This window comes from Aquamicrobium terrae, assembly GCF_052978165.1.
Map to the genome: position 1 here is coordinate 2,272,331 of NZ_JBRKLZ010000001.1, position 26,793 is coordinate 2,299,123.

Consider the following 26,793-nt stretch of genomic DNA (forward strand, 5'->3'; position numbering starts at 1 on the left):
ATGCTCACGGTGTCCGCCCTGTTCCTCGCCGTGGCCGGCGATCCCCTGCCTACAGCCCGGCGTTCCGGCTATTTGCGATAATTGGCGATGCGGATGAGCAGGAAGGCCGGGATGACGATGGCGGCGCCGAGCAGGATGTAGCCGAGCACGCGGTCGATGGCGCGGAAGCCGAGGTTCCAGATGTCGAGGAAGAAATTGCGGATGCCGATGACGACATCGTAGGGCGACCAGCCGAAGGCGCTCATCACCAGCCCGACGAGGAACGAGACGACGAGCAGCTTGAGCAGGATGCGCAGCGGCGAATCGCCGAGGAAGCGGGTGAGGGCGGACAAGGCGTTCTCCTGAAAATCCGTTCCGGCCATGGAATAGGCAAACCGCACCCCATGCGCAAGAAAAACCCGCCCCATGCTTGTCGCGAAGGGGCAGGATGAAGCTATGTTGTTCTAAACGTTTTTCTGCCGGCGCAGGCGAGGTGCGAGCGTGATGGCAATCAGGCCCACGGCGGCAAACAGCAATGCAAGGCTGATCGGCCGCGTGATGAAGGTTGTAGGGTTGCCGAGCGAAAGCAGCATTGCCCGCCTGAAATTCTCTTCGATAAGCGGACCGAGCACAAAGGCCAGGATCAGTGGCGCGGGTTCGGCCTTCCACTTCATGAACGCGTATCCGACAAAGCCGAAGAAGATCATCACATAGATGTCGAAGACATTGTTGTTCACGCTGTAGGCGCCGATACAGCAAAAAACCAGGATGGCCGGATAGAACAGCCGATAGGGGATCTTCAGCAGGGATACCCAGACCCCGATCAGGGGCAGGTTGATGATGACCAGCATGAGATTGCCGATCAGCATGCTGGCGATCAGGCCCCAGAACACGTCGGGGTTTTTCGTCATCACCTCCGGGCCGGGCTGGATGCCATGGATGAGCATGGCGCCGGCCATCATGGCAATGGTCGGGTTCGACGGGATGCCCAGTGTCAATAGCGGCACGAACGCCGTCTGGGCACTGGCATTGTTGGCTGCTTCGGGGCCGGCCACACCCTCAACGACGCCCGTTCCGAAGCGATGCGGATATTTCGAGATGCGCTTTTCCACCGTGTAGGCGGCGAAGGAACCCAAGGTGGGTCCTCCGCCCGGCAACAGGCCGAGGAAGGAGCCGATGAAGGTGCCGCGCAATGCCGAGGGGACGACCTTCCTGAACTCCTCGCGGCTGGGCATCAGCCGGCCGATCCTGCCTTTCAGGACCACCCGTTCTTCGGGGCTTTCGAGATTCTTGAGGATTTCGGCAACCGCAAACAGGCCCATGGCCAGCGGGACGAAATCGATGCCGTCGCTGAGATCGAAGAAACCGAAGCTCATTCGCTGCACGCCGCTTGAAACGTCGGTGCCGACAAGCGACAGCAGCAGGCCGACGAAGACCATCGCCAGGGCGCTGAGCACCGATCCTTGCCCCAGGATGACGGCGGCGATCAGCCCGAAGATCATCAACGAGAAATATTCCGCCGGCCCGAAGAACATCGTCAGCTCGCTGAGGCCGGTCGCGAATATCGCCATGAGAATCACCGCGATGAAGCCGGCGAACAGCGAGGAAAGTGCGGCGATGGAAAGCGCGGGCCCAGCCCGCCCGTTGCGTGCCATCTTGTAGCCGTCGAGGCAGGTGACCACCGATGAACTTTCACCGGGAAGATTGACGAGAATGGCCGTGGTCGATCCGCCATATTGTGCGCCGTAATAGATGCCGGCGAGCATGACCAGCGCGGCCACGGGCGGCAGATAGAAGGTGACCGGAAGCAGAATGGCTATGGTTGCAACAGGCCCGAGGCCGGGCAGGACACCGATCAGGGTGCCGATCAGCGCGCCGCTGAAACAGTAGAACACGTTCTGGATTTGCAGGGCGACCGAAAGGCCGGCGAACAGATTGGAGAAGGCGTCGAGCATCGTCCTATCCCATCACCCACAGAGGAATGGGAAGGCGCAGCGCAAATACGAAGACACCCGCCGAGAACACGGTGAGGCCAATCGCCAGAGCCAGAATTTCTCCCTTGCTGCTGTCGCGGTCGGCCAGACTGACGAGCACGACGAGCGCCGGCATCGCCACGAGCAGGCCCGCTCTTTCCACCAGCAGGCCGAAGGACAAAAGACCGGCGAACAGGAAGACCAGCGGGCGTATCGGCCAGGAATGCAACCTGTCGCCGCCGCGGAAAAACGAGCGTAGGAGAATGCCCAGACCGGCGAGGGCAATAAGGCCGCACAATGCCGTCGGCATATATCCCGGGCCCATGCGCAGGATCGTGCCGATCCGCAAGCTGGAAATCTGCCAGTAGAGCAAGCCTGCCATCAACAAAAGCGTGGCCGCAAAGAGAATGTCGTTTGGATTCTTGATTGCACGCATGGAACCTCCCTTCCATTGGATCGGTCGGCTACCGGTGCAGGAAGCTGCCCGATGCCACACAAAGCGCAGATCGGTCGATCTGCATGAGTGAGCTGGAGCCGGCCAGCATCATGGTGCGCTCCAGTTCGGTTCGAAGGATTTCTACCGCCCTGGCCGCCCCCGTCGCACCGCCCGCCGCCAGGCCGTAAAGCATCGCGCGGCCGCACAGCACGGCCTTGGCCCCGAGGGCCAAAGCCTTGAAAATGTCACTGCCCCGCCTCACGCCGCTGTCCAGAATGATGTCGCAGCGCCCGTTCAGCGGCTTGCCGATGGCTGAAAGTACTTCGAGCGAGCTTGCCGTGCCGTCGAGCTGCCGTCCGCCATGGTTCGATACGACGATGGCATCGACGCCTCGCTCGGCGGCGGCGAGTGCATCCTCCACGCGCATGATGCCCTTGACCACGAGCTTGTGCGGCCAGATCGAGCGCAGCCAGTCGACGGTTTCCCAGGACAGGGCCGTATCCATCTGGGCGGAAATGAAGCGTGCGCCGTCGATGGCACTGGTTTGTCCGCGTGGCAGAAACTCGGCCAGATTGCCGAACCCCGGCGGGCCATGGGGCGCCACCACGTCGAGCAGCCAGGCCATGCGCCTGGCGACATCCAGTTTTGCGCCCCATGTCAGTTTGCCGGGGCTCGCGTAATTGTGCTTGTCGGTTTCGCGGTTCCCGAGCACGATGGCATCGCTGGTCAGCACCAGCGCTTCGCATCCCGCCTGCTGCGCCCGTTCGACCAGACGGCGGGTGATGGTGGTGTCCTTCAGCATGTAGAGCTGGAACCAATGCCGGCCGCCATCGATCACGCGGGCCACTTCCTCGATCGAACTGCTCGACATGGTGCTTTGCGTGAACGGGATGCCTGCCAGGCGCGCGGTCCGGGCCAGGACCAGGTCACCGTTCTTGGCCAGCAGGCCGTTGTAACCCGTCGGCGCAACCGCGAAAGGCAATTGCGAGGTTTTGCCGAGAATGTCGACGGACATATCGACCGCGCGAATGCCGGCCAGTTGCCGCGGCAGGATCCGCGTGGCGGCAAAGGAGGCGCGATTGGCCGCCATCGTCGTTTCATCCTCGGCACCGCCATCGACATACTCGAACGAGAAGCGCGGGACCCGCCGTCGGGCGAGACTTCGCAGATCATCGATATTGCGCGCCTGCGCCACGGCCCTTGCACTTGCCACTTCGAACCCTCCGGGACACGGGAACAACGGTGATCAGACGGTGCTGATCACGTAGCCCCTGCCGTTTTCGTCATTCGGATCGAGATGCCATTTGGCAAAGCCGACGATGGTCGAGCGGCCCTTGACGGTAGGGACCACCGCCCGGTTTCCGCCCACGGTCGTCTCGCGAACGATGCAGCCTTCGAATGTGCCGGAGCCCAGCAGTCCTTCCGCCTGTATCGGTTCGCCGATTTTTATCCGGCCGCGTCCCTCGAGCATTGCAAGCATGGCCGAGGTGCCGGTTCCCCCCGGTGAACGGTCCATCTTGCCGTTGCGATAGGTGTGGACGCAGCGATAGAACGCGCCGGGCCGCTGTGACGGCTGGTAGAAGGTCACCAGATCGATTTCGGTGATGTGCGGCTTTTCCGGATGGACGAGCTGGATTTTCTCATTGATCTGGCGCTTGGCCAGCACGCCCAGCCTGGCGAGGATTGCCCCGTTCTCCGGCGCGATCCGGCAAAACGATTCCGGAAGCGGGATGGTGATGAAATAGTTGCCGCCGAAGGCAATGTCGGCGGAAACCGTACCGAGATCAGGGAGCCCCACAGGGATGTCGCGTTCGGCCAGGAAGGCCGGAACATTTTCGAAGCGGCACGACCTTACATCGTCGCCATCGACTTCGACTTCGGAGACAACGATCCCGGCGGGTGTTTCGATCCGGATCCGGTTGGGGCTCGACGACTGTGGGGTCAGGTCGAAAGCCGTCATGATCATCGAGGTGGCTATGGTGCCGTGTCCGCACATGTCGCCATAGCCGTCGCCGTCCAGCCAGATGACGCCGACATCGGCTTCAGGGGTGGAGGACGGCACGATCAGCGCGCCGAACAGATCATTGTGTCCGCGTGGTTCATTCAGGATGGCCTTGCGCACCCAGTCGAAGCGCTTCCTGAAATGCTCGCGCTTTTCCAGAAGGGTGGTCCCTCCCGGAAAGAGGAATTGCCCGTTTATGATGCAGGTCGTTTCACCTTCGGTCTGCGTGTAGACGGCATCGACGAACGTCGTTCTTTTCATGCAATTCCGCTCCAGATGTATGATTTTAAGATGGGAAGACGCGGCAGGTTGCGGGATCGCCTCCCTGCCGCGCACGATGGTCGTCATCTCAGTCGAGCGTGATGTTCGCCGACTTGACGAGGGCGCCGAAGCGTTCGATTTCCCCCGAGATGAAGGTCGCGAAATCTTCCGGTGAATTCGCCACCACCTCGATACCCTGCTTGTCCATCCGCTCGATGAAGGCGTCCTGCTTCAACACTTTCTCCAGCTCCTGATGCAGGCGTCCGGTGGCTTCGGGTGGAATTCCGGCTGGCGCGACGAGGCCGTACCACTCATAGATCTCGACATTCTCCAACCCGGCCTCGGCCATGGTGGGAACATCTGGCATGACTTTCGAGCGTTGGGCGCTGGTTACGGCCAGTGGCCGCACCTTGCCGCCCTCGACCGAAGACATCACCGACGAGATCACGTTGAACATCATGGGAATCTGGCCGGCGATGACGTCGTTGAGACCCGGGGCGCCGCCGCGATAGGGGACATGGACCATGTCGACATTGGCCGCGAGCTTCATCGCCTCTCCGGCAAAATGCCCCGACAGGCCGTTTCCAGCGGAACCGTAGGGGATGGTGCCGGGGTCCTTCTTCGCCATTTCCAGAAGCTCAGCCAGCGTCTTGGCCGGAAACTGGGGATTGGTGACCAGGGCCACGCCAACGCGGGTGACCAGGGTCAGAGGCTGGGCATCCTTGACCGGGTCATAGGGCAGGTCGGGGACAAGATGGACGCTCGAGGCGTATGAGCTTGCGATGATGCCGAAGGTATGCCCATCCGCGGGCGCGCGCAGGATCGCCTCCGTGCCGGTAACGCCGCCTCCGCCGGTCTTGTTTTCCACCACGACCGGTTGCCCGAGCGCCTCACCGAGTTGTGGAGCGATCAAGCGGGCGATGGTGTCGCTGGTGCCCCCGGCCGGGTAAGGCACGATCAGGTGCAAGGGCTTGGACGGGGCCCATTCCTGTGCTGCCGACAGGCTCGAAAACGCCAGGGTAAAACCCAGCGCGATCAGAAACGGGATTCCCCTTGCGCTTTTCCGTGGTTGTTTCGTCATTATTCTTATACCTCCCTTTTTCATATCCTGCCTGGCCTCCGGGTTTCTGGGTGTCCCGCTCAAAGCCCGTATCGGTTCGCATCGGTTGTTTCGGCGCACTGCTTCCGCCGGCCGTGTCCGGCACGCACCCTTAAAGGTCGAGTACGAGGCGATCGCTCTTGGCCCGGGATACGCAAACCAGCATCACCTTCCCCGCTTCCTGATCGGCGCGGCTGAGAACGTCGTCATTGTGTTCGGGGACCCCGGAAAGCACGCGCACAAGGCAGGTGCCGCAAATGCCGGCACGGCAGGAATTGGTGACTTGGCAGCCATTTTCCTCAAGAATGTCGAGCAGGCTGCGATAGGGCGGGACGACAAGCCGGCGGCCGGATCTGGCCAGTTCGACCTCGAAGCTGCCCGCCTCCTTGAAGGCCGCCTTCTCGCTCGGGGCAAAGCGTTCCAGATGGAGGGCGCCGGCCCGCCATGTCTGGCATTTTTCCTCGACAGCGTTGAGCAGCGGACCAGGCCCGCAGCAATAGACGACCGCTTCCGGATCGTGCTGTCCGAGAAACCGATCCAGATCGAGCAGTCCGAATTCATCCTGCGGAACGATATGGATCTCGCCTCCGGGGATCTCCCCGATCTCTTCAAGGAAGGCCATCGAACGCCGGCTGCGCCCGCCATATAGAAGTGTCCATGGCTTTCCCTGCCCGGCGACCGTGCGGATCATCGGGATGATCGGCGTTATTCCGATGCCTCCGGCAATGAAGAGGTAGCGTTTCGAATCGACCAGGCCGAAATTGTTGCGCGGTCCGGCGACGGTGAGCCGGCCGCCCTCTTCCAGCTCTTCATGAAGATAGCTGGAGCCACCCCGGCTGCAGGGATCGCGCAGCACGCCGATGCGCCAGCGATCCGCATCTTCGGGGTTCCCACATAAAGAGTACTGGCGCACGATCTCTCCGGGCAGCAGCACATCGATATGCGCGCCCGGTCGCCAGTCCGGCAGGCGTTCTCCGTCCGGTGCAGCAAGCTCGATGCTCAGTACACCTTCGGCAATGCGATCGAGTCGCGTGATGACCAGGTCGAACAGTTTGCTCGCCTGTTCGAGCGACCAGGAGTCGAATGTCGTCATAAGCTCGGCCAATCTCGTTACGCAACCGGTTCGGCTTGGCTGAGATGTCGCCACCTGCGACATCTTCCGTGGTTCCAGATGATTTCGGGCAGCGGCCTCAGGCGCTCCGGGCCTGGGTGACGGATTCAGGCGTGAAGGTCTTCCATGCGAGGTCGCGCATGCCGCGCATGGCCCTCAGGATTTCCTCGCGGTCAGTGTCGGTCTTGGCATAGGCGGCCAGCACCTGCCGGCCCAGTCCGACATGAAACTTCTCGTCGTTCTCGATCTGCTTGTAGATCCGCACCACTTCATCGAAGCCATGGCGTTCGCCGGCTCTGAAAGTCGGCTCGAAGCTGCCGGATGCGGAGGTCTCGGAGCAGTTCCACGCGGCAATGGCGGCCAGCGGGTGGCGCTCCAGGCAATCCCACAGGAAGTCGCTCCACGGCTTGGCTTGGGGAGGCGTCGAGACGGGAACCTTGCCACCCAGGGATTCAATGGCCCTGCCCACCATTTCGTAGTGCTCGGCTTCCTGAAACGACTGTTTGGCCAGCAGCGTGATGTGGCGCCGCTCGAAGGCCAGGCCATAGCGCCGGATCTGTTCGTTCAGCAGGAAAACGTAGTCGATTTCACGCCAGGCGCGCGGCTGCAGCCATGCTGCGAGAATTTTGGGGTCAGGATTTTGATCGTAAGCGGCGAAGAACGCTTCCGTGGCCTGACGCGTGTTCTCGACGACCGAATCCAGAATCTCGTCGAGTTCGTCGTTGATGTCGTCCAGGCCTTCTCCGCCCCTGATCCTGCGCACGTCAACCAATGTCCATTCCTCCTTCGCAAAGCTGCGGTATTCGTCCGCACGACGGCGTCATCGAATGACCGATGCCGACCCGACCGTGCAGGATTGTGAATTGCTCTGTTGTCCGGGCTCTGAAATTCGCCTGCTCGCCTGATCCCTGCGAACTGCCCTTCTGACAACCGGATGATAGCCCCGGACCCAACCGGAGCAAAACGATTGCAATTGCGCTCTGGTTTAGTTTTACTAAATCAAAATAAGAAAGAGGGAACGGGTGTGAAAAAGCTCCCACCATTGCGGGCGGTGCAGGCGTTCGAAGCCTTTGGCCGCCATGGAAGCGTCAGGGCGACCGCCGACGAACTGGGCGTGACGAGTGGTGCGGTAAGCCAGCAGATCCGGCGTATCGAGGATATGCTCGGACTGCGGCTGCTTGAACGGCACGGCAAGGTCATTTCGCTGACGCCGTGGGGACGTATCTACCACAGCCGGATCAGCGGGGCGTTCGACCAGTTGCGGGAAGCGCAGGCCGAATTGCAGGTCTTGCGGGAGGAAAGCAGCCTGGTGGTCAGTTGCCTTCCTTCATTGGCCAGCAAGTGGCTCGGCCCCCCGCTTTTCGACTGGCAGATGAAGACCGGCGCCCATGTTCGTCTGGTGGGAACCGGCGCCGAACCGCAGCGCGGGGACGAACCCGTCGATTTCCGAATTTCCTACGGAGATCGGGTCAAGGCGTTCGAACACTATGCCGAGCTGTTCACCGACTGGGTCGTGCCGGCGTGTTCGCCTGCATTCCTTGCCGCAAATCCTGTGCGGCAGCCGGCCGATATTCTGCGCAGGACACTGTTGGGCATCGAATGGGATTCCGGCTACCAGCAGCCGCCGAGCTGGAGGGACTGGGCGGAAAGTATCGGCGAACGGCCACCCAACGCACCCAGGGACCTGCGGTTTTCGATTTCCAGCGCCGCCATCGACGCCGCCGTCAACGGGCGTGGATTTGTCCTGGCCCAGCTTTCGATGGTCCGCGACGATCTGATGGCCGGCCGCCTGGTCGCCCCCTTCGATCTGCGCCTCAAATTGGCGCAAACCTATTTCCTGGCATGGGAGCTTTCCGCGCTCGACAAGCCGCTCGGCGCAGAACTGCGGGCCTGGATCGTCAGGATTTCGCGCCGTCAGGCCGCCTTGAACCGGGAGTTGCTGCCCGGTGGGCCGGTTCCGGTGCCTTCCGGCGGCCATGATGGAGGCCAACTGAAAAAAATTTAGCGGGAAAACCCGGGCCCGCCAGATTTTGCTCGCCTGTGCGCGCGCTCGCGTAACATAAATTTTTGGGAATGCATACAAAGTAATCGATATTGCATGCGATAAACTTTTGAGTATCGTTTGCGTTGGTCCGGATGAAGTTTGCCCGGCAAGGCTGAATCGCAAGAACCCGGCCGGCACAGGACGGACCACTGCATCTACATGATGGGAGGGAGTTATGGCGGAAGCCCCGAAAGCGATGCAAAGGCGCGTGGCCATTGCAAGCCTGATAGGAACGACTATCGAATTCTATGATTTTTACATATACGGCATCGCCGCAGCACTTGTATTCAGCAAGATCTTCTTCCCGAGCCTTGATCCTGTAGTTGGAACCATCGCGGCTTTTGCCACCTTTGCGGTGGGCTTCGTTTCGCGCCCTCTGGGAGCGGTCGTGTTCGGCCATTTCGGCGACCGCATCGGCCGCAAGGCCATGCTGGTCGCCTCGCTGGTGACCATGGGCGTCGCGACGGTTCTGATCGGCCTCCTGCCGACCTACGATTCCATCGGCATTACCGCACCGGTCCTTCTATGCCTGCTGCGCTTTCTTCAGGGCATAGGCCTGGGTGGCGAATGGGGCGGAGCGGCGCTGGTCGCGACCGAATTCGCACCCAAGGGGCGGCGGGGGCTGTTTGGTGCTCTTCCGCAGCTCGGCAGCGCCCCCGGCTTCCTGCTTTCCAACGGCATCTTCCTCGGCCTCAGCCTTTTCCTCAGCGACGAGCAATTCATGAACTGGGGATGGCGAATTCCGTTCCTGCTCAGCACCGTCCTCATCGTCTTCGGCCTGTATATCCGGCTCAGCATAGCCGAGACGCCGGTCTTCCAGCGGGTGCTCGATAAGGAAGCCCAGTCGTCCGCGCCGATCGTAAGTGTCCTGAAGACCAATTCGGTTCAGGTTGTTCTGGGAGGCATGTCGACGGCCATTACCTATGTGCTGTTCTTCACCACCGGAACTTTCGGCCTCTCCTATGGGGTGCAGACACTTGGCCTCGAGCGCTCCCATATGCTGAGCCTGACGATGGTTGCGGTTGTCGCCATGGCCACATCGACGCTGGTTTGCGGCATGCTGGGCGATCGCTACGGCCGTCCGCGCGTCATCACGATTTCGGCCTTCGTCGCGATCATCTGGTCGTTCTTCTTTTTCCCGATGCTCGACACCGGCAATTCCTGGCTCATTGCGCTGGCGTTGTCCATGACGCTGGCCGTCATGGGAGGAATCTATGGTCCGATGGGCGCCTTCCTGCCGGAATTGTTCAAGCCCAGCCTGCGATATACGGGTGCTGCGCTCGCCTACAGCCTGGGCGGGATATTCGGAGGGGCGTTGGCGCCTATCATCGCCACGGACCTCGCGGCCACCTACGGTTCGCACTCCATCGGCTATTACCTCGCGGCCATGGCGGTGCTGAGCATCATTTGCGTCGCAATTTTGCGCCGTCGCATGCCGAAGGACTTTGGGGAAGAAACCGACGCGGCCGAGGCATCGACTGCGTCCAAAGGCTCCGTCGGGTCGGCTCTCTCCACCGGCTGACTGATCACGGTGAGGCGGGCGGCGATGTTGGTCGCCTGTCTCAGAATAAATCAAGTATTTATGTTGCTGCCAAAGAATATCAGGAGCATTTCAATGAAAACGCGTGCCGCTGTAGCTGTTGGAGCGGGCAAGCCTCTGGAGGTGATGGAGGTTGACCTTGAGGGCCCGCGCGAGGGCGAGGTGCTGGTCGAGGTCAAGGCGACGGGCATCTGCCACACCGACGAGTTCACCCTGTCGGGGGCCGATCCCGAAGGCATCTTCCCGGCCATCCTCGGCCATGAGGGGGCGGGCGTGGTGGTCGATGTCGGCAAGGGGGTGACCAGCCTGAGGAAGGGCGACCACGTCATCCCGCTCTACACGCCCGAATGCCGGTCCTGCCCGTCGTGCCTGTCGCGCAAGACCAACCTGTGCACGGCCATCCGCGCCACCCAGGGGCAAGGCTTGATGCCCGACGGCACCTCGCGCTTTTCGGTGGGCGGCGAAAAGATCCACCACTATATGGGCTGCTCGACCTTCTCCAACTTCACCGTGCTGCCCGAGATCGCGCTGGCCAGGGTCAACCCGGACGCGCCCTTCGACAAGATCTGCTACATCGGCTGCGGGGTGACGACCGGCATCGGGGCGGTGATCAACACCGCCAAGGTGGAGATCGGGGCGACGGCGGCGGTGTTCGGGCTGGGCGGCATCGGTTTGAACGTCATCCAGGGGCTGCGGCTGGCCGGGGCCGACATGATCGTCGGCGTCGATCTGAACAACGACAAGAAGGCCTGGGGCGAGCGGTTCGGCATGACCCATTTCGTCAACCCGAGCGAGGTCGAGGACGTGGTGGCCGAGATCGTCAACCTGACCAGGCGCGGGGCCGATCAGATCGGCGGGGCCGACTACACCTTCGACTGCACGGGCAATGTCAAGGTGATGCGCCAGGCGCTGGAGGCCTCGCATCGCGGCTGGGGCAAGTCGGTGGTCATCGGGGTTGCGGGGGCGGGCCAGGAGATCGCGACGCGGCCGTTCCAGCTGGTCACCGGGCGCAGCTGGATGGGCACCGCCTTCGGCGGCGCGAGGGGCCGCACCGACGTGCCGCGGATCGTCGACTGGTACATGGAGGGCAAGATCCAGATCGACCCGATGATCACCCACACCATGCCCCTCGACGACATCAACAACGGCTTCGACCTCATGCACAGGGGCGAAAGCATCCGAAGCGTCGTGGTATATTGAGGCTGCGGCGGCCGGCCTTCGATGTCCGGGACCGCGAACAAGCAAAAAGGCGGAGGAGGAACTCATGACAAGTACCGTGACGATACATCCGGCCCTCGACGGCGGGGTGAAACAGGGCAGCGCCGGCTTCGAGGGGGGCACGCTGGTATGCGCCTGCGCCAGCCGGCCGGTGAAGGTGGCCATCAAGGGCCAGATCGCCCACAACCACGCCTGCGGCTGCACCAAGTGCTGGAAGCCGGAAGGAGCCGCCTTCTCGATCGTCGCGGTGGCCGCCCACGAGAATGTTGCCGTCGTCGAGAACGGCGACAAGCTTGCGGTGGTCGATGCCTCGGCGCTGATCCAGCGTCATGCCTGCAAGGAATGCGGCGTGCACATGTACGGCCCGGTCGAGCGCGACCACCCGTTCAAGGGGCTGGATTTCATCCATCCGGAGCGCTTCGAGGAGAGCGGCTGGCCCGAACCGGGCTTTGCCGCCTTCGTCTCCTCGATCATCGAGGCGGGCGTCGACCCTGCCGAGATGGATGGCGTGCGCGCCCGGTTGAGGGAACTCGGCCTCGAACCCTATGACTGCCTGTCGCCCGGACTGATGGACTACATCGCCACCTGGACCGCCAGGAAATCCGGCATCCTCAAGCAGTGACGGCCCGGCACATGGGCCGTCCGGGCAAGTGAGTGCACCCTGACCTGGTTGAAAGTACGGACAGACGCTTTCGTCCGACTGGGACTGGACGAAAGTTCCATACGTTGTGACTGCCTGGCCAAAACATCAAACTCGCCGGTCGCCTTGCTACAGCAGCCGGCCGGTTCGCAAAAAATCGCTGTACTTTGCCCGTTGCGGCGGGCAGCCCGCGCATGCTAACGAAGCGCGGCGCGGGTATGATGTAATGGTAGCCTGTCAGCTTCCCAAGCTGAACGCGCGGGTTCGATTCCCGCTACCCGCTCCAAGTCATCCGCGCGGTTTTCCCTGCGTCGAGCATTTTTCCGCCAGACGGAATCGTCTGGCGTTGCAGGAATGCGGGCCGGAGCTGCGGGTGGCGTTCGCCAGTATGCCCGCGGCCCCTTGGTCCTGCGGCTTAGTATTGGCCGCGATAGTAGCGCTCGTCGCATTCCGCGACATAGACGCGGCCGTCCGGCGCGCGATAGCGACACATCTGGCGGTCGCCCGGCTGCGGGCCGCCCGAGGTGGCCACAACGGCTCCGAGCAGCGCGCCGGCGCCGGCGCCGATCAGCGTGCTCTTGGTGTCGCGGCCGATGGCCTGGCCGACCAGCGCGCCACCGGCACCACCCAGTGCCGCACCCGTGGTGGCGCGTTGCTGCTGGGGCGTCTGCGAGCAGCCGGCAAGACCGATCGTCAGGGCTACGGCGCCCATGGCGGCAAATTTGAGGATGTTCATCTGGTCCTTCTCCTTGTCTGAAAGCCGGCCCCACATTGCACAACAAACATGAACGCAGCCTGACCGCAATGGGTTCCCCGGCCTTCATGCATCGGCCGCGGCAAGGGATGGAGAGCCGGGAAGGCATCCGCGCCATGCGCGGATGCCCGTGTCGATAGGGGAGGCGGCAGCCTCCGCTCAGAACGCGCCCGAGAGCGAGAGGAAGTAGGCCCTGCCGGGTTCGTTGAACGTGTTGGCCCCGTCGCCGGTTCGGAACAGCCTCTCGTCGAAGATGTTGTTCACGCCGGCGGCGAGCTTGAGATTTTCGTTCAGCCGGAAGTCGAGGCTGGCGTTGACGACGGTGTAGGCCTTGCGGGCGTTCAGCTCATCCCCTTCACGCGGTTCACCGCTGGTGGAGTTCCAGGTGAGCGGCTTGATCCTGCCGTAATGCGTGGCCGACACGGTGAAGCCGAGGTCCTCGGTCGCCTGGTAATTCAGCGCCGTGTTGATGGTGTACTCGGGCACCAGAGACAGGGGCTGTCCGTTGGAGTCCTTGGACTCGATCATCCTGGTGGCGTTCGTCGTCCATGTCAGCTTGTCGAAAACCGGAACGGCGAGGTTTGCCTCCAGACCGGAAATGATTGCCGGGCCGCCATTCTCCCAGCGGTAGAGACGGGTGCCTTCCGTGGGACGGTCGGGGAACTGGAACCAGATCGGCTCATAGCCGGTGATGATCTTGTTCTTGTAGTCGTTGTGGAAATAGGTGATTCCGGCGTTCCAGCCGGCATCGTCGGTGTAATTGATGCCGATTTCCTTGTTGACGCTGACTTCCGCGTCGAGATCGGGGTTGCCGATGATGTAGCATGACATCCCGAAATAGGGTGCCCGGCATCCGAAGCCGCGGCTCGTATAGACATAGTTCGGGTTGAGCTGGAAGAGGTTGGGCGCCTTGAAGGCCCGCGCGATGCCGGCCTTCAGCGTGATCTCGGGTGTGAAATTGTAGGACGCATTCAGGCTCGGGCTCCAGTTCAAGCCGAACTTGTCGTGGTAGTCCACCCGCAGTCCCGGCGTCAGGATGAAGTCGTCGGAGATCATGATGTTGTCTTCGGCATAGATGCCGAACATGTGAGCCGAGGATTTCGGGTCACGGTCTTCCGGGTTGTTTGGAATGCCGAAATCGATGCCGTCGCCGATCGTCTGCCGGATCGAAATGGGATCGTCCATCAGCTCGCCGCGATAGTCGACGCCGAGCGTCAGCTTCTGGTCGAAGTGGAGCGAAACCGGGATGTTGAACTCGCTCTTGGCGTAGATGTTGTCGAGCGTCGCCGTGCCCCAGGTCGGGCCGTCCCCGCCGGTGGAGATGGTGCCTTCGCCGCCGCCGGCAAGGCCCTCGTTGAGGCGCTTGTTGACGGTATGCTCCCACTGGATGGAGCTTTCCGACGTGCCGAAATCATACTGGCCGTAGTGGGTGGCGGCGAGCGCCGAGCGGGTCATGCGGTTGGTTTCGTCACCGTTGCGCGCGATCTCCTTGAGGATGTCGCTGCCGGTGCCGCCATATTGCGTATCACCCGCATACTGGTTGCTCTGCCGGCTCCAGTTCGCCTCGAAGTCGAGCCGGTGGGACTCGTTGACCTCCCAGGACAGCAGGCCCTTCAGGTCCTTGTTGACGACGCCCTCGCGGCCGGCCGGCGCCGTGACCCCGTCTGTTTCCCCGCCGTTGATGCTGAGCTTGTCCGGCTCCTGCTCGCCGATGCCGGCAAAGAAGCGGTAGGACAGAAAATCGTTGATCGGGCCGGATGCCAGAAGGTTGGCGCGCCTGCTGCCGCCTTCGTCCGAATGCTCGGGGACGTTGAAATAGGTGTTGACGCTGTAGGTCGCCTTGTCGGGACGCTTGGTGATGATGTTGATCACGCCGCCTGAGGCGCCCGACCCGTAGCGCGCCGCCGCCGGTCCGCGAATGACCTCGATGCGCTCGATGGCTTCTGCCGGCACCCAGTTGGAATCGCCGCGCGTGTCGCGTTCGCCGTTCATGCTGTAGCGCACGGCGTTGCGCGACAGAACCGGCTTGCCGTCGATGAGGATCAGCGTGTTCTCCGGCCCCATGCCGCGGATGTCGATCTGGCGATTGTTGCCGCGAACGCCGGTCGCTGAGTTGCCGGTCAGGTTGATGCCGGGCATCTTGCGCACGATCTCGGATATGTCGTTGGTGGGCGGTGTCTTGGCGATGTCCTCGGCGGATATGTTGGAGACACCGGGTGCCTGTTTGAGCTGCTCCTTTGCCGACAGCACCGTGATTTGGTTGAGGACGATATCGCCGGATGCCTGTTGGCTGGCTGTTTCTTCCTCGTCTTCGGCCGCCGAGTTCGCCGTCTGGGCCAGCGCCGGAAAAACAGAAAGCGATAGCAGCAGGCCCAAGGCTGTTACCGTTCGAGATGTCGGGCGGAAATGCATTTCGATAGTCCCTCACTTTAGATGTCCGACAGGCGCGATCCGCCCCACAGGGAGAGTTCCCATGCGGCTGGTCGGTCGACTGGCTGAAGTGGAGGGGAGACGGTGCCGGCAGAAAAGCCGTTGCGGTTCAGTGTTCGATCATGTGCATCGGCGTTTGACATTCGCCGCACAGGCGGGAAGGCCCGTCCGGCAGTTCTCCTGCTCGACCGCTCTGCACGATGGCCGAGCGGGCGTTAAAAACATGACTTTGAAAGTCAACAAATCCTATAGGTCGGACCCGAAAAAATAGGAAGGAGAGATTTGCGCCGGCCGGACAAAGAGGGGGAGAGTGGCAAAAAGGCCGCAGTTTTCACCGCGGCCTTTTGCGTGCGGTCCCAGAGACAGGCTTCGATATCAATAGATGTCGAAGTCGAAATACTTGTCCTGGACCTTCTTGTAGGTGCCGTCGGCAACGATGGCGTCGATGGCTGCGTTGAGCTTCTCGCGCAGCTCGTTCTCGCCCTTGCGGATGGCGATGCCGGTTTCCAGCTCGGTTCCCTCGACGTCGCCGATCATCTTGCAGCAATCGGCATCGGCCGAGTTCTTCAGCCAGTCGACCATCACGAACTTGTCGGAGACGACGGCATCGAGGCGACCGTTGATGAGGTCCTGCACCGCCTCTTCCTGGGTCGGATAGAGTTTTACGTCGGCGCCGGCCTTGGCGTAGTGGTCCTGGGCGTAGATCGCCTGCGTGGTCGCCGCCTGCGCGCCGACCGTCTTGCCGGCGAGGTCTTCGGGCGTGGTGCCCTTGAGGTCGCTGTCCTTGACGGCGGCCACGGCCAGCGGCGTCACATAGTATTTGTTGGTGAAGTCGACCTGCTCCTTGCGTTCGTCGGTGATCGACATGGAGGCGACGATGGCGTCGAACTTGCCGGCCTGCAGGGCGGGGATGATGCCGTCCCAGTCCTGCACGACGAATTCGCATTCCACCTTCATCTGGTCGCACAGCGCCTTGGCGATGTCGACGTCGAAGCCTTCGAGCTTGCCGTCGGCGGTCAGCGTGTTGAAGGGAGGATAGGCACCTTCGGTGCCGATCTTGAGCTTGCCCCCTTCCTGTGCCGCTGCCTGCCCGGCAGCAAGGGCGACCACGGCTGCCGTGGCGACGCCCGCGAGCCATCCGGAAATTCGCATAGTGAACCTCTTCCCAAAAATCACAGGCCCCCTTTGGCCTGGAGGGCAGCCAAGCACAGCCATCGGCCCGATACAAGCCGAAAGCTTTAGGGTGAAAGCAGTGCGGGCGCTGACCTTGCGTCAGGAAGCGCTGCGGAAATGCTTGGACAGTTTCAGGCCCTGCGCCTGGTAGTTGGAGCCGAGATCGGTGCCGTAGAGCGCCTTGGGGCGCTTGAGCATGTGCTCATAGACCAGCCGGCCGACGATCTGGCCGTGGTCGAGGATGAAGGGCACCTCGTGGCTGCGCACCTCCAGCACGGCGCGGCTGCCGGTGCCGCCGGCGGCCGAATGGCCGAAGCCCGGATCGAAGAAGCCGGCATAGTGCACCCGGAATTCGCCCACCAGCGGGTCGAAGGGCGTCATCTCGGCAGCATGCAGCGGCGGCACATGCACCGCCTCGCGGCTTACCAGGATGTAGAACTCGTCCGGGTCCAGCACCAGTTCGGCGGCGCCGCGATTGTAGAGCGGCTCCCAGAAGTCGAGCACGTCGTGCGCGGCGCGGCGGTCCACGTCGATCAGGCCGGTGTGGTGCTTGGCGCGGTAGCCAATCAGCCCGCCGGCGTCGCCCTCGAGGTCGATCGACAGGGCGATGCCGCCACCCGAAATGTCGGGCGGCTCGGTGGCGACCAGCGTCTCGCTGCGATGAAGCGCGCTGAGTTCATCTTCGGACAGCAGCGCATTGCCGGTGCGGAAGCGGATCTGCGACAGCCGCGAGCCGGTCCGGGCGATGATGGGGAAGGTGCGCGGGCTGACTTCCAGATAGAGCGGGCCGTGATAGCCGGCGGCGATCTTGTCGAATTCGGCGCCGTGGTCGGTCATCACCCGCGTGAAGATGTCGAGCCGCCCGGTGGAGCTTTTCGGATTGGCCGAGGCCGAGACGCCGGCCGGCAGCGCCAATGTCTCCAGAAGCGGCACGATGTAGACGCAGCCTGTCTCCAGCACCGCGCCCTGCGTGAGGTCGATCTCGTGCAGTTGCAGCCGGTCGAGCTTCTCCGCCACGCTGTGGCCGGGACCGGGCAGGAAGGAGGCGCGCACCCGCAACGCCTTTTCGCCGAGCCGCAGGTCGAGGCTGGCCGGCTGGACCTGGTCGGCGTCGAGCGCGCGCGGCGCGGCCAGCGCGCCGCTTTCGAACAGCGCGGCGATGTCCTGATCGGGTAGAATGCCTGTCTGACGCAAGGGTACGCTCCCGGCCGATGATCGGGCCACAATCGCGAATGTCTTAAACATACGGCCGATTGACGCAAGACGGAGCGGGGTTTAAAGGAGGCTTATCCCGTGGTGATTTGGCCGGTCGGCTTGCAGCCACGTTAAACAAGTCGCTAAAGGACCGTCTGGCCTCAAGGCCGTCTGTACCGGTTGCGACTTTCGCGACCGGTTTTTTTGTTGTTGGAAGAGAGCCATGACATCAGACAAGACACGCAATTGGAGACCCCGCACCACGCTGGTGCACGGTGCAACGCTCAGGTCCCAGTTCGGCGAGATGTCGGAGGCGATCTTCCTCACGCAAGGCTATGTCTACGAGACGGCCGAGTCGGCCGAGGCCCGCTTCAAGGGCGAGGTGCCCGGCTTCATCTATTCGCGCTACGCCAACCCCACCGTCGACATGTTCGAGAAGCGCATGTGCGCGCTGGAAGGCGCGGAGGACGCCCGCGCCACCGCCTCGGGGATGGCCGCCGTGGCCGGCGCCATCCTGTGCAGCCTGAAGGCCGGCGACCATATCGTGGCGGCGCGCGCCCTGTTCGGCTCGTGTCGCTGGATCATCGATGTCCTGGCGCCGCGCTACGGCATCGAATCCACGCTGGTCGACGGCACCGACATCGCCAACTGGGAACAGGCAGTGCGCCCCAACACCAAGCTGTTCTTCCTCGAAAGCCCGACCAATCCGACGCTCGAGGTCATCGACATCGCCGCCGTCGCGGGACTGGCCAATTCCATCGGTGCGCGCCTGGTGGTCGACAACGTCTTCGCCTCGCCGCTGTTGCAGCGGCCGCTGGATCTCGGCGCCCATGTCGTCGTCTATTCGGCGACCAAGCATATCGACGGACAGGGCCGCTGCCTCGGCGGCATCATCCTGTCCGACAAGGACTGGATCGACGAGAACCTGCACGACTATTTCCGCCACACCGGGCCCTCGATGTCGCCCTTCAATGCCTGGGCGCTGCTGAAGGGGCTGGAGACGCTGCCGGTGCGCGTCGACCAGCAGATGCGCTCTGCCGCCCGCATCGCCGATTTCCTGGCGCAGAACCCCCATGTCGAGCGGGTCGTCTATCCGGGCCGTCCCGACCATCCGCAGGCCGACATCATCGCACGGCAGATGTCGGGCGGCTCGACGCTGATCTGCCTCGATATCAAGGGCGGCAAGAAGGCGGCATTCGCCTTCCAGAACGCGCTCGACATCGTGCTGATCTCCAACAATCTGGGCGACGCCAAGAGCCTGATCACCCATCCGGCGACCACCACGCACAAGAACCTGAGCGAGGAGGCGCGCGCCGAAAGCGGCATCGGGCCGGGCACGCTGCGCTTCTCGATCGGCCTCGAGGACGCCGACGATCTGCTGGAGGACATCGAGCAGGCGCTGTCCGTAGCCGCCAAGACGGCCTGATTGTTCCGGCCCCGGAGGCGGGCTTCAGCGGCCCGCCTTCCGTGCGACGGAACGCCAGGCCATGGTCATGGCGTGGCGCAGCGTGGCTTCATCGGCGCCGGCGAGCGCCACCTCGGTCCAGCCTTTGCGGCCCCATGCGCCGGCGGCGGGCGAGAAGATGTCCGCCGCGGTTTCCATGAGCAGCCCTTGCTGGTCGGGCGCGAGCTTCAGCACCGCCCGTCCGTCGCTTTCGCGCCATGTCGCGAATATCCGGCCCTTCACGCGGAAGTCCGTGACATCGAAATGACTGCCTTCGGCGGCGCCCTCGAAGGACAGCGCCATGTCGCGAAACTGTTGTCCTGTCGTCATCGGCGTGTTCCCTGCTCCCATCATGCCAAAAGCCGCATCAGGATGCGAGGCCGGCAAGGTAGGGGCTTGACCGGCCGCGGGCGGAGGCCAATTCTTCCTGTCGGGAGGGCGAAGCATGTACAGCGCCACCACACGTGACATCGAGGTCAGGGTCCGGCCCTTCTATCTGGAGGAGCGGTCCGATCCGGCGGAAAGCCGCTATGTGTGGGGCTATCGGGTGACGGTTTGGAACCACTCGGGCGAGTTCGTCCAGCTCATGTCGCGCTACTGGCGCATCACCGACGGCACCGGACATGTGGAGGAAGTGCGCGGCGCCGGCGTGGTCGGCGACCAGCCCGAACTCGACCCCGGCGACAGCTACGAATACACCTCCGGCTGCCCGCTCACCACGCCGTCCGGCTTCATGGTCGGCAGCTACACGATGCGCAACGCCAAGGGCGAGACCTTCGACGTCGCCATTCCGGCCTTCTCGCTCGACCTTCCCGGCGAGCGGCGAACCGTCAATTGAGGCTTTTTCAGAAAAAAGCCGGCCCGTTGTGGCGCGCCGGCGGGTTGGTGATCAGTCTGCGGCCGGCAGGAACTCGGCCGGGTCGAACTCATAGGCCTTCGAGCAGAACTGGCACTCGACGCGGATGCGCCCGTCCTCGATGCTGTCGCGCACCTCCTCGGCGGTGAAGCCGTCGAGCATGCCCTTGATCCGCGCCTGCGAACAGGAGCAGCGGTCGGTGACCTCGACGCCGTCGAAGACGCGCACGCCATGTTCGTGGAACAGCCGGTAGAGCAGCCGCTCCGCGCCCACCGTCGGATCGATCAGCTCGGCCGGCTCGATGGTGCCGACCAGCGCCAGAAGCTCCTGCCAGGCGTCGTCCTGCGGATGGTGGCTGGGCTCGGTCTCGTCGCCGTCGCCGCCGTTGAGGTCGGGCATGCGCATGCGCTCGGGCGCCTGCGGCAGGAACTGCGCCAGCAGGCCGCCGGCCCGCCACTGCTCGGCGCCGCCGGCCACGACCTGCTTGGCGACGGCGAGCCTGAGGTCGGTCGGGATCTGTTCCGACTGCCGGAAATAGACGCGCGCGGCCTCCTCCAGCGAGATGCCGTCGAGCTGCACGATGCCCTGATAGCGCTGCATATGCGCGCCCTGATCTATGGTCAGGGCCAGCACGCCGGAACCCAGCAGGGCGATGTCGTCAGTCCTGCCCTCGGCTTCGAGCGCGGCCACCTTGTCCGCATCGAAGCGGGCATAGGCGCGCAGCGCATCCGGCGTGCTGAAGTCGGCCACCAGCATGTCGACCGGCCCGTCGGTGCGCGTCTGCAGGATGAACTTGCCCTGGAATTTCAGCGACGTGCCGAGCAGCACGGTGAGCACGCCGGCCTGGGCCAGCAGCCGCGCGACGGGCTCCGGATAGGCATGGCGCGACAGGATGGCGTCGAGCATGGCGCCGAGCTGCACCGCGCGGCCGCGCACGTCGAGCGCGGCGACCTCGAAGGGCACGACATGGTCGTCGCCGGCATGGCCGAATTCACCAAGCTTTTTCTCGCGGGGCTTTGCTTCGTGTCCGGTCACTGTCATGGATTCCAGCATGGCTTGTCTCCGGCCGCGGGCCCCGCCTTAGCAAGCAAGGCCGGCCCCTGGCATCGTCGTGGTGTGGGATGGTGCGCCGGAGATAGGCACCGACCCCGACGGATTCAAGCGCTGCCGCTAGGCGCCCGCGTCCAGGCACCAGGCCAGGATGGCCTTCTGGGCGTGCAGCCGGTTTTCGGCCTCGTCGAACACCACAGAATTCGGGCCGTCGATCACCTCGTCGGTGACCTCCTCGCCGCGATGCGCCGGCAAGCAGTGCATGAACAGCGCGTCCGGCTTGGCCCTGGCCATCAAGGCGGCGTTGACCTGATAGGGCAGGAACACGTTGTGCCCGCGCGCCCGGTGCTCCTGGTTCATCGACACCCAGGCATCGGTGACGACGCAGTCGACCCCGCTCACCGCTTCCTCGGCGGTCGGGAAGAAGGTCACCGAAGCGCCGTTGGCGCGCGCCCAGTCGACATAGCTCTGCATCGGCTCGCTGCCTTGCGGCACGGCGACGTTGACGTTGAAGGAGAAGCGGGCGGCCGCCTCCATCAGCGAGTGCAGCACATTGTTGCCGTCGCCGGCCCAGGCGAAGGTGCGCCCCGCCACCGGGCCGCGATGCTCCTCGAAGGTGAGGATGTCGGCCATGATCTGGCAGGGATGGGTGTCGTCGGTCAGCGCGTTGATGACCGGCACGCTGGCGCTCTCGGTCAGTTCGATCAGCCGTTCATGGTCCGTGGTGCGGATCATGATCGCGTCGACATAGCGCGACAGCACCTTGGCGGTGTCGGCGATGGTTTCGGAACGGCCGAGCTGCATCTCGGTGCCGGTCAGCATGATGGTCTCGCCGCCGAGCTGGCGCATGCCGACATCGAACGACACGCGGGTGCGGGTCGAGGGCTTGTCGAAGATCATCGCCAGCACCTTGCCTTCGAGTGGGCGGGTGCGTTCACCGGCCTTGAGGCGCGCCTTTCGCCGTGCCGCATCGTCCAGCATGGAGCGCAAATCCTGCGCTGAAACGGTGGACAGGTCGGTGAAGTGGCGCAGGCTCATCTATCGGCTTCCAATCACTTTGCTTCTGCGGGCACCCGGGCCAGGCTGGCTGCCCCGGCGCGGATGCGGGCAAGCCCTTCCTGGATCTCCGCATCCGTCAGGGTCAGCGGCGGCAGCAGGCGGATGACGTTGTCGCCGGCCGGGACGGCCAGCAGTTTGTGGTCGCGCAGGGCGGCGTTGACCTCGCCGGCCGGCAGCACGCATTTCAGCCCCAGCATGAGACCGGTGCCCCTTATACCTTCGATCACGCCCGGGAACTCGTCGGCGATGGCGGCAAGCCCCTGCTTCATGAGCAGCGCCTTGCGCTGCACTTCCTCCAGGAAACCATCGGCCAGAACCACGTCGAGCACCGCGTTGCCGACCGCCATGGCCAGCGGGTTGCCGCCGAAGGTCGTGCCATGCACGCCGGCAACCATGCCCTTCGCGGCCTCTTCCGTGGCGAGGCAGGCCGCCATCGGGAAGCCGCCGCCGATGCCCTTGGCGATCGCCATGATGTCGGGCGCGACACCGCTCCACTCGTAGGCGAACAGCTTGCCGGTGCGGCCGATGCCGCACTGGACCTCGTCATAGATGAGCAGCAGGCCGTGCTTGTCGCACAGGTCCCGAAGCCGCTTCAGCGACTGGCCGGGCAGCGGGCGGATGCCGCCTTCGCCCTGCACCGGCTCGACCAGGATGGCGGCGGTTTCGGGCGTGATGGCCTTCTCCAGCGCTTCCCTGTCGTCGAACGGCACCTGGTCGAAACCCTCGACCTTGGGGCCGAAGCCCTCCAGATATTTCTGCTGGCCGCCGGCCGCGATGGTGGCCAGCGTGCGGCCGTGGAAGGCGCCCTCGAAGGTGACGATGCGATAGCGCTCGGGCTCGCCGCTGGCGTAGTGATAGCGCCGCGCCGTCTTGATCGCGCATTCGAGCGCCTCGGCGCCGGAATTGGAGAAGAACACCTTGTCGGCGAAGCTCGCCGCGACCAGCCGCTCCGCCAGCCGCGTCTGCCCGGGGATGTCGTAGAGGTTGGAGACATGCCAGAGCTTGCCGGCCTGCTCGGTGAGCGCGGCGACCAGATGCGGATGGCCGTGGCCCAGCGAATTGACGGCGATGCCGGCGGCGAAATCCAGATACCGCTCGCCCTTGTCGGTCACCAGCCACGAGCCTTCGCCGCGCTCGAAAACCAGAGGTATGCGGGCGAAAGTATCGTAAAGCGCCGAACCGCTCATTATATGCGTCTCCGGGACCGGAAATTAAAAAGCCGCCCATTCGGCGGCTCCCAGCGCTTATCATGGTTTTGGGGTGTGCTGTCAATGGAAAGTCGCCCCGCCATGCGGGCCGGATGGCCCCCGTCCGGCGGCGGGTTGCGGCCCGAATTGACGGGTCAAGTTGGGGAAAACCGCAAAAACTGATTCGGGTTTCGATCCCGACTCTTGTCACCGAGTCCATGCATATTGTAGTTATGGACGTGAAATAACTAGATTTCGTGCGGCATACCCAATCATCCACATAGATGTGGTGCCTGACCGGCTTTTGTCGGAACGGGAAGGGATTCCGAGGGCCGCACGTCCAAAGGAGCGCAGTCTCATGAACTGGACTGACGAGCGAGTTGAGCTCTTGCGAAAATTGTGGGCGGAAGGGCTGAGCGCCAGCCAGATCGCCGCGCAGCTGGGCGGCGTCAGCCGCAATGCGGTGATCGGCAAGGTGCACCGGCTGAAGCTGTCCGGCCGCGGCCGCACCACGGCCGCGCCGGCCCGCCAGAAGAAGACCTCCTCGGCTTCGGTGTCGAAGCCGGCGCGTTCGGCCAGCCCGGCCCGCAGCGCGGCGCCGACCGTCGGCGCGACCGCGTTGCAGGTCCAGTTCGACGCCGAGCCGGTGGCGCGCCAGCACCTGCGTGCCGTGGAGAACGTTGTCGTGCCGATCTCGCGTCGCCTCGATCTTACCGAGCTCACCGAGCGCACCTGCAAGTGGCCGAACGGCGACCCGCTGTCGGAGGATTTCCATTTCTGCGGCAACGAGGCGGGCGAATCCGGCCCCTATTGCGCCTATCACGCCCGGCTTGCCTTCCAGCCGGCCTCGGAGCGCCGCCGCCTGCGCTGATCGCAGCACGACTTTGCTGCCCTAACCGGAACCCCGCCGCGAGGCGGGGTTTTTCGCGTTGCGGGCCTGACGGCTGGCATGTCGGAAAAAACATGCTAGCATCGCCGTGTCCGATGGAAAAAATCAACAATCGGGGGGTCGAGTTGGTCAATCGGGTCTTGATAAGGCGGGTTTCGCCAAGTTGGGTTTTAACCGGGCGCGGTAGGGGAGCCCTATCCCTGCCGTTCGCGGGCAATGGATCGACGGATCGGGGGACGTTGCCTGTACGATCCTGAGGTGGCCGGAATCCTGTTTCGGCGGGTGGTCTGAGGGTCGCTTTCAGCATTTCACGACAAACCGGTGTGCTTCCAGCGGTCGACGGCTGTCGGCCAGGGGCATGGCGCCTTGCGCGGCCTGTCTCGGCGGGCAGTCGGCTGTCGGCGAAACAGGACCTGCGGCCGCAAGCAATGTCATGGATGACCAGCTTGGATGGCACAGGCTTGGACGACAAAGGGGGGAGGTGTCATGCATCGAACGGTCATCGAGATCGGAGGCGGCGCCGGCGGGGGTCGTGGTTCCTATCCCAGCCAGGAGCGGGCCGGGACGGTTTCGGGTCCCGCCATCCGGGCACGGGTCGACGGCTGGAGCACGGTCGAGGAATGGCGGCCGGTGTTGCGGCGGCTGGCCATTCCGCCGCCGGTGGCGGCGCGGCTCCTGCGCACGCGCGGGGCGCGCAAGGATGTCCTGTCCGCATTGACCGCATCCGGGGCCCCGACCAGAGGCGAGGTCATCCGGGCCCTGGCCGATGAAACGGGCCTGCAGTGGCTCGACGCCATCGACCCGCAGCGGCTGGTGCTCAGCGACGACCAGCTTCTCACGCTCCTGCGCGGTGATGGCGACCACCTGCCGGTGAGATATCTGGAAGGCGGGAGTTCGGTTTCCCTCCTGCTTCCCTCAAAGCTCATCCGCCCCGGACGCATGTGCGCCTTTCTGCGCGCTCGTCCGGGCCTCGCGCCGCGGGTGAGGATCGTCGATGAGAAGTCGCTGCGCGCGGCGCTGGTCGAACGCGGGCGCCCGCTTCTGTCCCGCATTTCTGTCAACGGTCTGTCGGACCGCCGTCCCGACATGTCGGCCCGCGTCGTCGCCAATGCCTGGCAGGGCTATGTCGTGGGCATCGTCATGGCCCTGCTGCCGGTCGGGCTGATACTGGCGCCGACGCTGGTGCTGGCGCTTGTCCATGTGCTGGCGACGCTGTTTTTCTTCTCCTGCGTGGCGCTGCGCCTCCTCGCCGCCCTGATGCCGGGCTCCGTGGAACACGAGCCGCCGCCGGCACCGGCCGGAAACCTGCCGACCTATTCCGTCCTTGTCGCCCTCTACAAGGAAGCCGATATCGTTCCCGACCTGCTGACCGCGCTCGACTGGATCGTATGGCCGCGAGACAAGCTGGAGATCAAGCTGGTCTGCGAAGCCGACGACCATGAGACGCTGGCGGCGATCCGCGCCTGTCCGCTGCCTGCCCATATCGAGGTGGTGGAGGTGCCCGATATCGGCCCTCGCACCAAGCCCAAGGCGCTTTCCTATGCCCTGCCGATGACCAGCGGCGAGTTCGTGGTGCTCTACGATGCCGAGGACTGGCCGGACCCCATGCAGCTTGCCGAAGCCTGGGCCCGTTTCCGCAAGTGCGGGCCGGACGTCGCCGTGCTGCAGGCGCCGCTTGAAATCTCCAACGGGCCGGAGAACCTGGTGGCGCGCATGTTCGCCTTCGAGTACCGGGCGCTGTTCCGCGGCCTGCTGCCTTTCCTCGCGCGCCACCGGCTGATCCTGCCGCTCGGCGGCACCTCCAACCATTTCCGCCGCGCCGCACTGGAAGAGGTTGGCGGTTGGGATCCGTTCAACGTCACCGAGGATGCCGATCTGGGATTGAGGCTGGCGCGGTTCGGCTACCGGGCCGAGACGCTGTCGTCGCCGACCTACGAGAAGGCGCCCCGCAGGCTCGGCATCTGGGTGCCGCAGCGCACGCGCTGGTTCAAGGGCTGGGCCCAGACCTTCCTGGTGCATATGCGCCATCCGGTGCGCCTCGCCCGCGATCTCGGCCTGCCTTCCTTCCTTGCGGCGCAAGTGCTTCTGGCCGGCATGCTGGCCTCGGCGCTGCTGCATCCGTTCCTGCTGGCGACCTTCCTTGTCAGCGGCGCGCGGCTGCTGCTCGGCGTTTCGAAGGGGGCGGCCTATCCGGTGCTGATGGCGCTCGATGTGGTCAATGTCACCTGCGGCTACCTCTCCTTCCTGCTGCTCGGCTGGCGAACCATGGGAAAGGGACAGAGGCGTGGTTTCTGGAAGGTCGTTCTGCTGACGCCCGCCTATTGGGCGATGATGTCCTGGGCTGGCTGGCGCGCGCTGTGGCAGCTCTGGCGCCAGCCGTTCCGCTGGGAAAAGACGCCGCACGAAACCATGCTGGCAACGCTGGCCGGCAACGTCCGCAGGCAGTGACGCCCT

At 63.9% G+C, this 26,793-nt stretch carries 24 protein-coding genes, 1 tRNA gene and 1 riboswitch; of the genes, 9 read left to right on the forward strand and 16 right to left on the reverse strand.

The genetic code is table 11. The features are described 5' to 3' along the window. Positions 1-68: 68 nt before the first annotated feature. The 8 genes from ACVCNR_RS11300 to ACVCNR_RS11335 form a co-directional block, all read right to left on the reverse strand. Complete coding sequence (locus tag ACVCNR_RS11300; protein WP_447075683.1) at positions 69-362, reverse strand: DUF6460 domain-containing protein; 294 nt, start codon at positions 360-362, stop codon at positions 69-71. An 81-nt stretch (positions 363-443) separates the two neighbouring features. Next, entirely contained in the window at positions 444-1,934 is a 1,491-nt protein-coding gene (locus ACVCNR_RS11305; protein WP_447074855.1) for a tripartite tricarboxylate transporter permease, read from the reverse strand. Positions 1,935-1,938: 4 nt separating this feature from the next. Beyond that, the gene (locus tag ACVCNR_RS11310; RefSeq protein WP_447074856.1) at positions 1,939-2,388 is read right to left on the reverse strand and encodes a tripartite tricarboxylate transporter TctB family protein; all 450 of its coding nucleotides are present in this window, start codon (positions 2,386-2,388) and stop codon (positions 1,939-1,941) included. A gap of 28 nt (positions 2,389-2,416) precedes the next feature. Continuing rightward, the gene (locus ACVCNR_RS11315; RefSeq protein WP_447074857.1) at positions 2,417-3,583 is read right to left on the reverse strand and encodes an alpha-hydroxy acid oxidase; all 1,167 of its coding nucleotides are present in this window, start codon (positions 3,581-3,583) and stop codon (positions 2,417-2,419) included. Positions 3,584-3,634: 51 nt separating this feature from the next. Further along, positions 3,635-4,651 carry a proline racemase family protein gene (locus tag ACVCNR_RS11320; RefSeq protein ID WP_447074859.1) on the reverse strand — a complete coding sequence of 339 codons (1,017 nt, stop codon included), beginning with the start codon at positions 4,649-4,651 and terminating at the stop codon, positions 3,635-3,637. 88 nt (positions 4,652-4,739) lie between these two features. Next, positions 4,740-5,732, reverse strand: a complete 993-nt coding sequence (locus ACVCNR_RS11325; protein WP_447074861.1) for a Bug family tripartite tricarboxylate transporter substrate binding protein — start codon at positions 5,730-5,732, stop codon at positions 4,740-4,742. Between the two features lie 130 nt (positions 5,733-5,862). Next, entirely contained in the window at positions 5,863-6,843 is a 981-nt protein-coding gene (locus tag ACVCNR_RS11330) for a PDR/VanB family oxidoreductase (RefSeq protein ID WP_447074862.1), read from the reverse strand. 97 nt (positions 6,844-6,940) lie between these two features. After that, complete coding sequence (locus tag ACVCNR_RS11335) at positions 6,941-7,624, reverse strand: hypothetical protein (RefSeq protein ID WP_447075684.1); 684 nt, start codon at positions 7,622-7,624, stop codon at positions 6,941-6,943. A 204-nt stretch (positions 7,625-7,828) separates the two neighbouring features. Between ACVCNR_RS11335 and ACVCNR_RS11340 the strand changes: the two genes are divergently transcribed. The 5 genes from ACVCNR_RS11340 (at position 7,829) to ACVCNR_RS11360 (ending at position 12,589) form a co-directional block, all read left to right on the forward strand. Then, the gene (locus ACVCNR_RS11340; RefSeq protein ID WP_447074863.1) at positions 7,829-8,866 is read left to right on the forward strand and encodes a LysR family transcriptional regulator; all 1,038 of its coding nucleotides are present in this window, start codon (positions 7,829-7,831) and stop codon (positions 8,864-8,866) included. A gap of 214 nt (positions 8,867-9,080) precedes the next feature. After that, entirely contained in the window at positions 9,081-10,427 is a 1,347-nt protein-coding gene (locus ACVCNR_RS11345) for an MFS transporter (protein WP_354194539.1), read from the forward strand. Positions 10,428-10,520: 93 nt separating this feature from the next. Next, a complete protein-coding gene (locus tag ACVCNR_RS11350) occupies positions 10,521-11,645 on the forward strand; it encodes an S-(hydroxymethyl)glutathione dehydrogenase/class III alcohol dehydrogenase (protein ID WP_447074865.1) in 1,125 nt (374 codons plus the stop codon). A 64-nt stretch (positions 11,646-11,709) separates the two neighbouring features. Beyond that, positions 11,710-12,285, forward strand: a complete 576-nt coding sequence (gene gfa / locus ACVCNR_RS11355) for an S-(hydroxymethyl)glutathione synthase (protein WP_447074867.1) — start codon at positions 11,710-11,712, stop codon at positions 12,283-12,285. Positions 12,286-12,515: 230 nt separating this feature from the next. Continuing rightward, positions 12,516-12,589, forward strand: a tRNA-Gly gene (locus ACVCNR_RS11360). Between the two features lie 129 nt (positions 12,590-12,718). Here the strand turns inward: ACVCNR_RS11360 and ACVCNR_RS11365 are convergent. The 4 genes from ACVCNR_RS11365 to ACVCNR_RS11380 form a co-directional block, all read right to left on the reverse strand. Next, positions 12,719-13,039 carry a YMGG-like glycine zipper-containing protein gene (locus tag ACVCNR_RS11365; protein ID WP_354194545.1) on the reverse strand — a complete coding sequence of 107 codons (321 nt, stop codon included), beginning with the start codon at positions 13,037-13,039 and terminating at the stop codon, positions 12,719-12,721. Between the two features lie 177 nt (positions 13,040-13,216). Further along, a complete protein-coding gene (locus ACVCNR_RS11370) occupies positions 13,217-15,433 on the reverse strand; it encodes a FepA family TonB-dependent siderophore receptor (protein WP_447074869.1) in 2,217 nt (738 codons plus the stop codon). A 429-nt stretch (positions 15,434-15,862) separates the two neighbouring features. Continuing rightward, complete coding sequence (locus ACVCNR_RS11375) at positions 15,863-16,639, reverse strand: ABC transporter substrate-binding protein (protein ID WP_447074871.1); 777 nt, start codon at positions 16,637-16,639, stop codon at positions 15,863-15,865. A 120-nt stretch (positions 16,640-16,759) separates the two neighbouring features. Further along, positions 16,760-17,854 (reverse strand): 2'-deoxycytidine 5'-triphosphate deaminase, encoded by a 1,095-nt coding sequence (locus tag ACVCNR_RS11380; RefSeq protein ID WP_447074872.1) that lies wholly within the window; start codon positions 17,852-17,854, stop codon positions 16,760-16,762. A gap of 89 nt (positions 17,855-17,943) precedes the next feature. After that, positions 17,944-18,021: riboswitch (SAM riboswitch) on the forward strand. A gap of 56 nt (positions 18,022-18,077) precedes the next feature. On the opposite strand from ACVCNR_RS11380, the gene ACVCNR_RS11385 reads away from it, so the two are divergent. Continuing rightward, the gene (locus tag ACVCNR_RS11385) at positions 18,078-19,280 is read left to right on the forward strand and encodes an O-succinylhomoserine sulfhydrylase (RefSeq protein ID WP_354194553.1); all 1,203 of its coding nucleotides are present in this window, start codon (positions 18,078-18,080) and stop codon (positions 19,278-19,280) included. A 24-nt stretch (positions 19,281-19,304) separates the two neighbouring features. Here ACVCNR_RS11385 and ACVCNR_RS11390 read toward each other — a convergent pair whose 3' ends face one another. Next, positions 19,305-19,628, reverse strand: coding sequence for an MmcQ/YjbR family DNA-binding protein (locus tag ACVCNR_RS11390; RefSeq protein WP_447074873.1), 324 nt, complete (start codon positions 19,626-19,628; stop codon positions 19,305-19,307). Positions 19,629-19,743: 115 nt separating this feature from the next. Here ACVCNR_RS11390 and apaG point away from each other — a divergent pair, with 115 nt between their 5' ends. Then, positions 19,744-20,136, forward strand: coding sequence for a Co2+/Mg2+ efflux facilitator ApaG/CorD (gene apaG, locus ACVCNR_RS11395; protein WP_447074875.1), 393 nt, complete (start codon positions 19,744-19,746; stop codon positions 20,134-20,136). A 51-nt stretch (positions 20,137-20,187) separates the two neighbouring features. Here apaG and ACVCNR_RS11400 read toward each other — a convergent pair whose 3' ends face one another. The 3 genes from ACVCNR_RS11400 to ACVCNR_RS11410 all read right to left on the reverse strand — a co-directional run bounded on the left by ACVCNR_RS11400 (position 20,188) and on the right by ACVCNR_RS11410 (position 23,450). Next, positions 20,188-21,207 (reverse strand): Hsp33 family molecular chaperone, encoded by a 1,020-nt coding sequence (locus ACVCNR_RS11400; RefSeq protein ID WP_447074877.1) that lies wholly within the window; start codon positions 21,205-21,207, stop codon positions 20,188-20,190. 117 nt (positions 21,208-21,324) lie between these two features. Further along, positions 21,325-22,242: an ornithine carbamoyltransferase gene (argF, locus tag ACVCNR_RS11405; RefSeq protein WP_354194561.1), complete on the reverse strand. Its 918-nt coding sequence runs from the start codon at positions 22,240-22,242 to the stop codon at positions 21,325-21,327. 14 nt (positions 22,243-22,256) lie between these two features. After that, positions 22,257-23,450, reverse strand: coding sequence for an aspartate aminotransferase family protein (locus ACVCNR_RS11410; RefSeq protein ID WP_447074878.1), 1,194 nt, complete (start codon positions 23,448-23,450; stop codon positions 22,257-22,259). Positions 23,451-23,808: 358 nt separating this feature from the next. Between ACVCNR_RS11410 and ACVCNR_RS11415 the strand changes: the two genes are divergently transcribed. Continuing rightward, on the forward strand, positions 23,809-24,321 hold the full coding sequence (locus ACVCNR_RS11415) for a GcrA family cell cycle regulator (protein WP_447074880.1): 513 nt from the start codon (positions 23,809-23,811) through the stop codon (positions 24,319-24,321). 504 nt (positions 24,322-24,825) lie between these two features. Further along, entirely contained in the window at positions 24,826-26,787 is a 1,962-nt protein-coding gene (locus ACVCNR_RS11420; protein ID WP_447074881.1) for a glycosyltransferase, read from the forward strand. Positions 26,788-26,793: the final 6 nt, after the last annotated feature.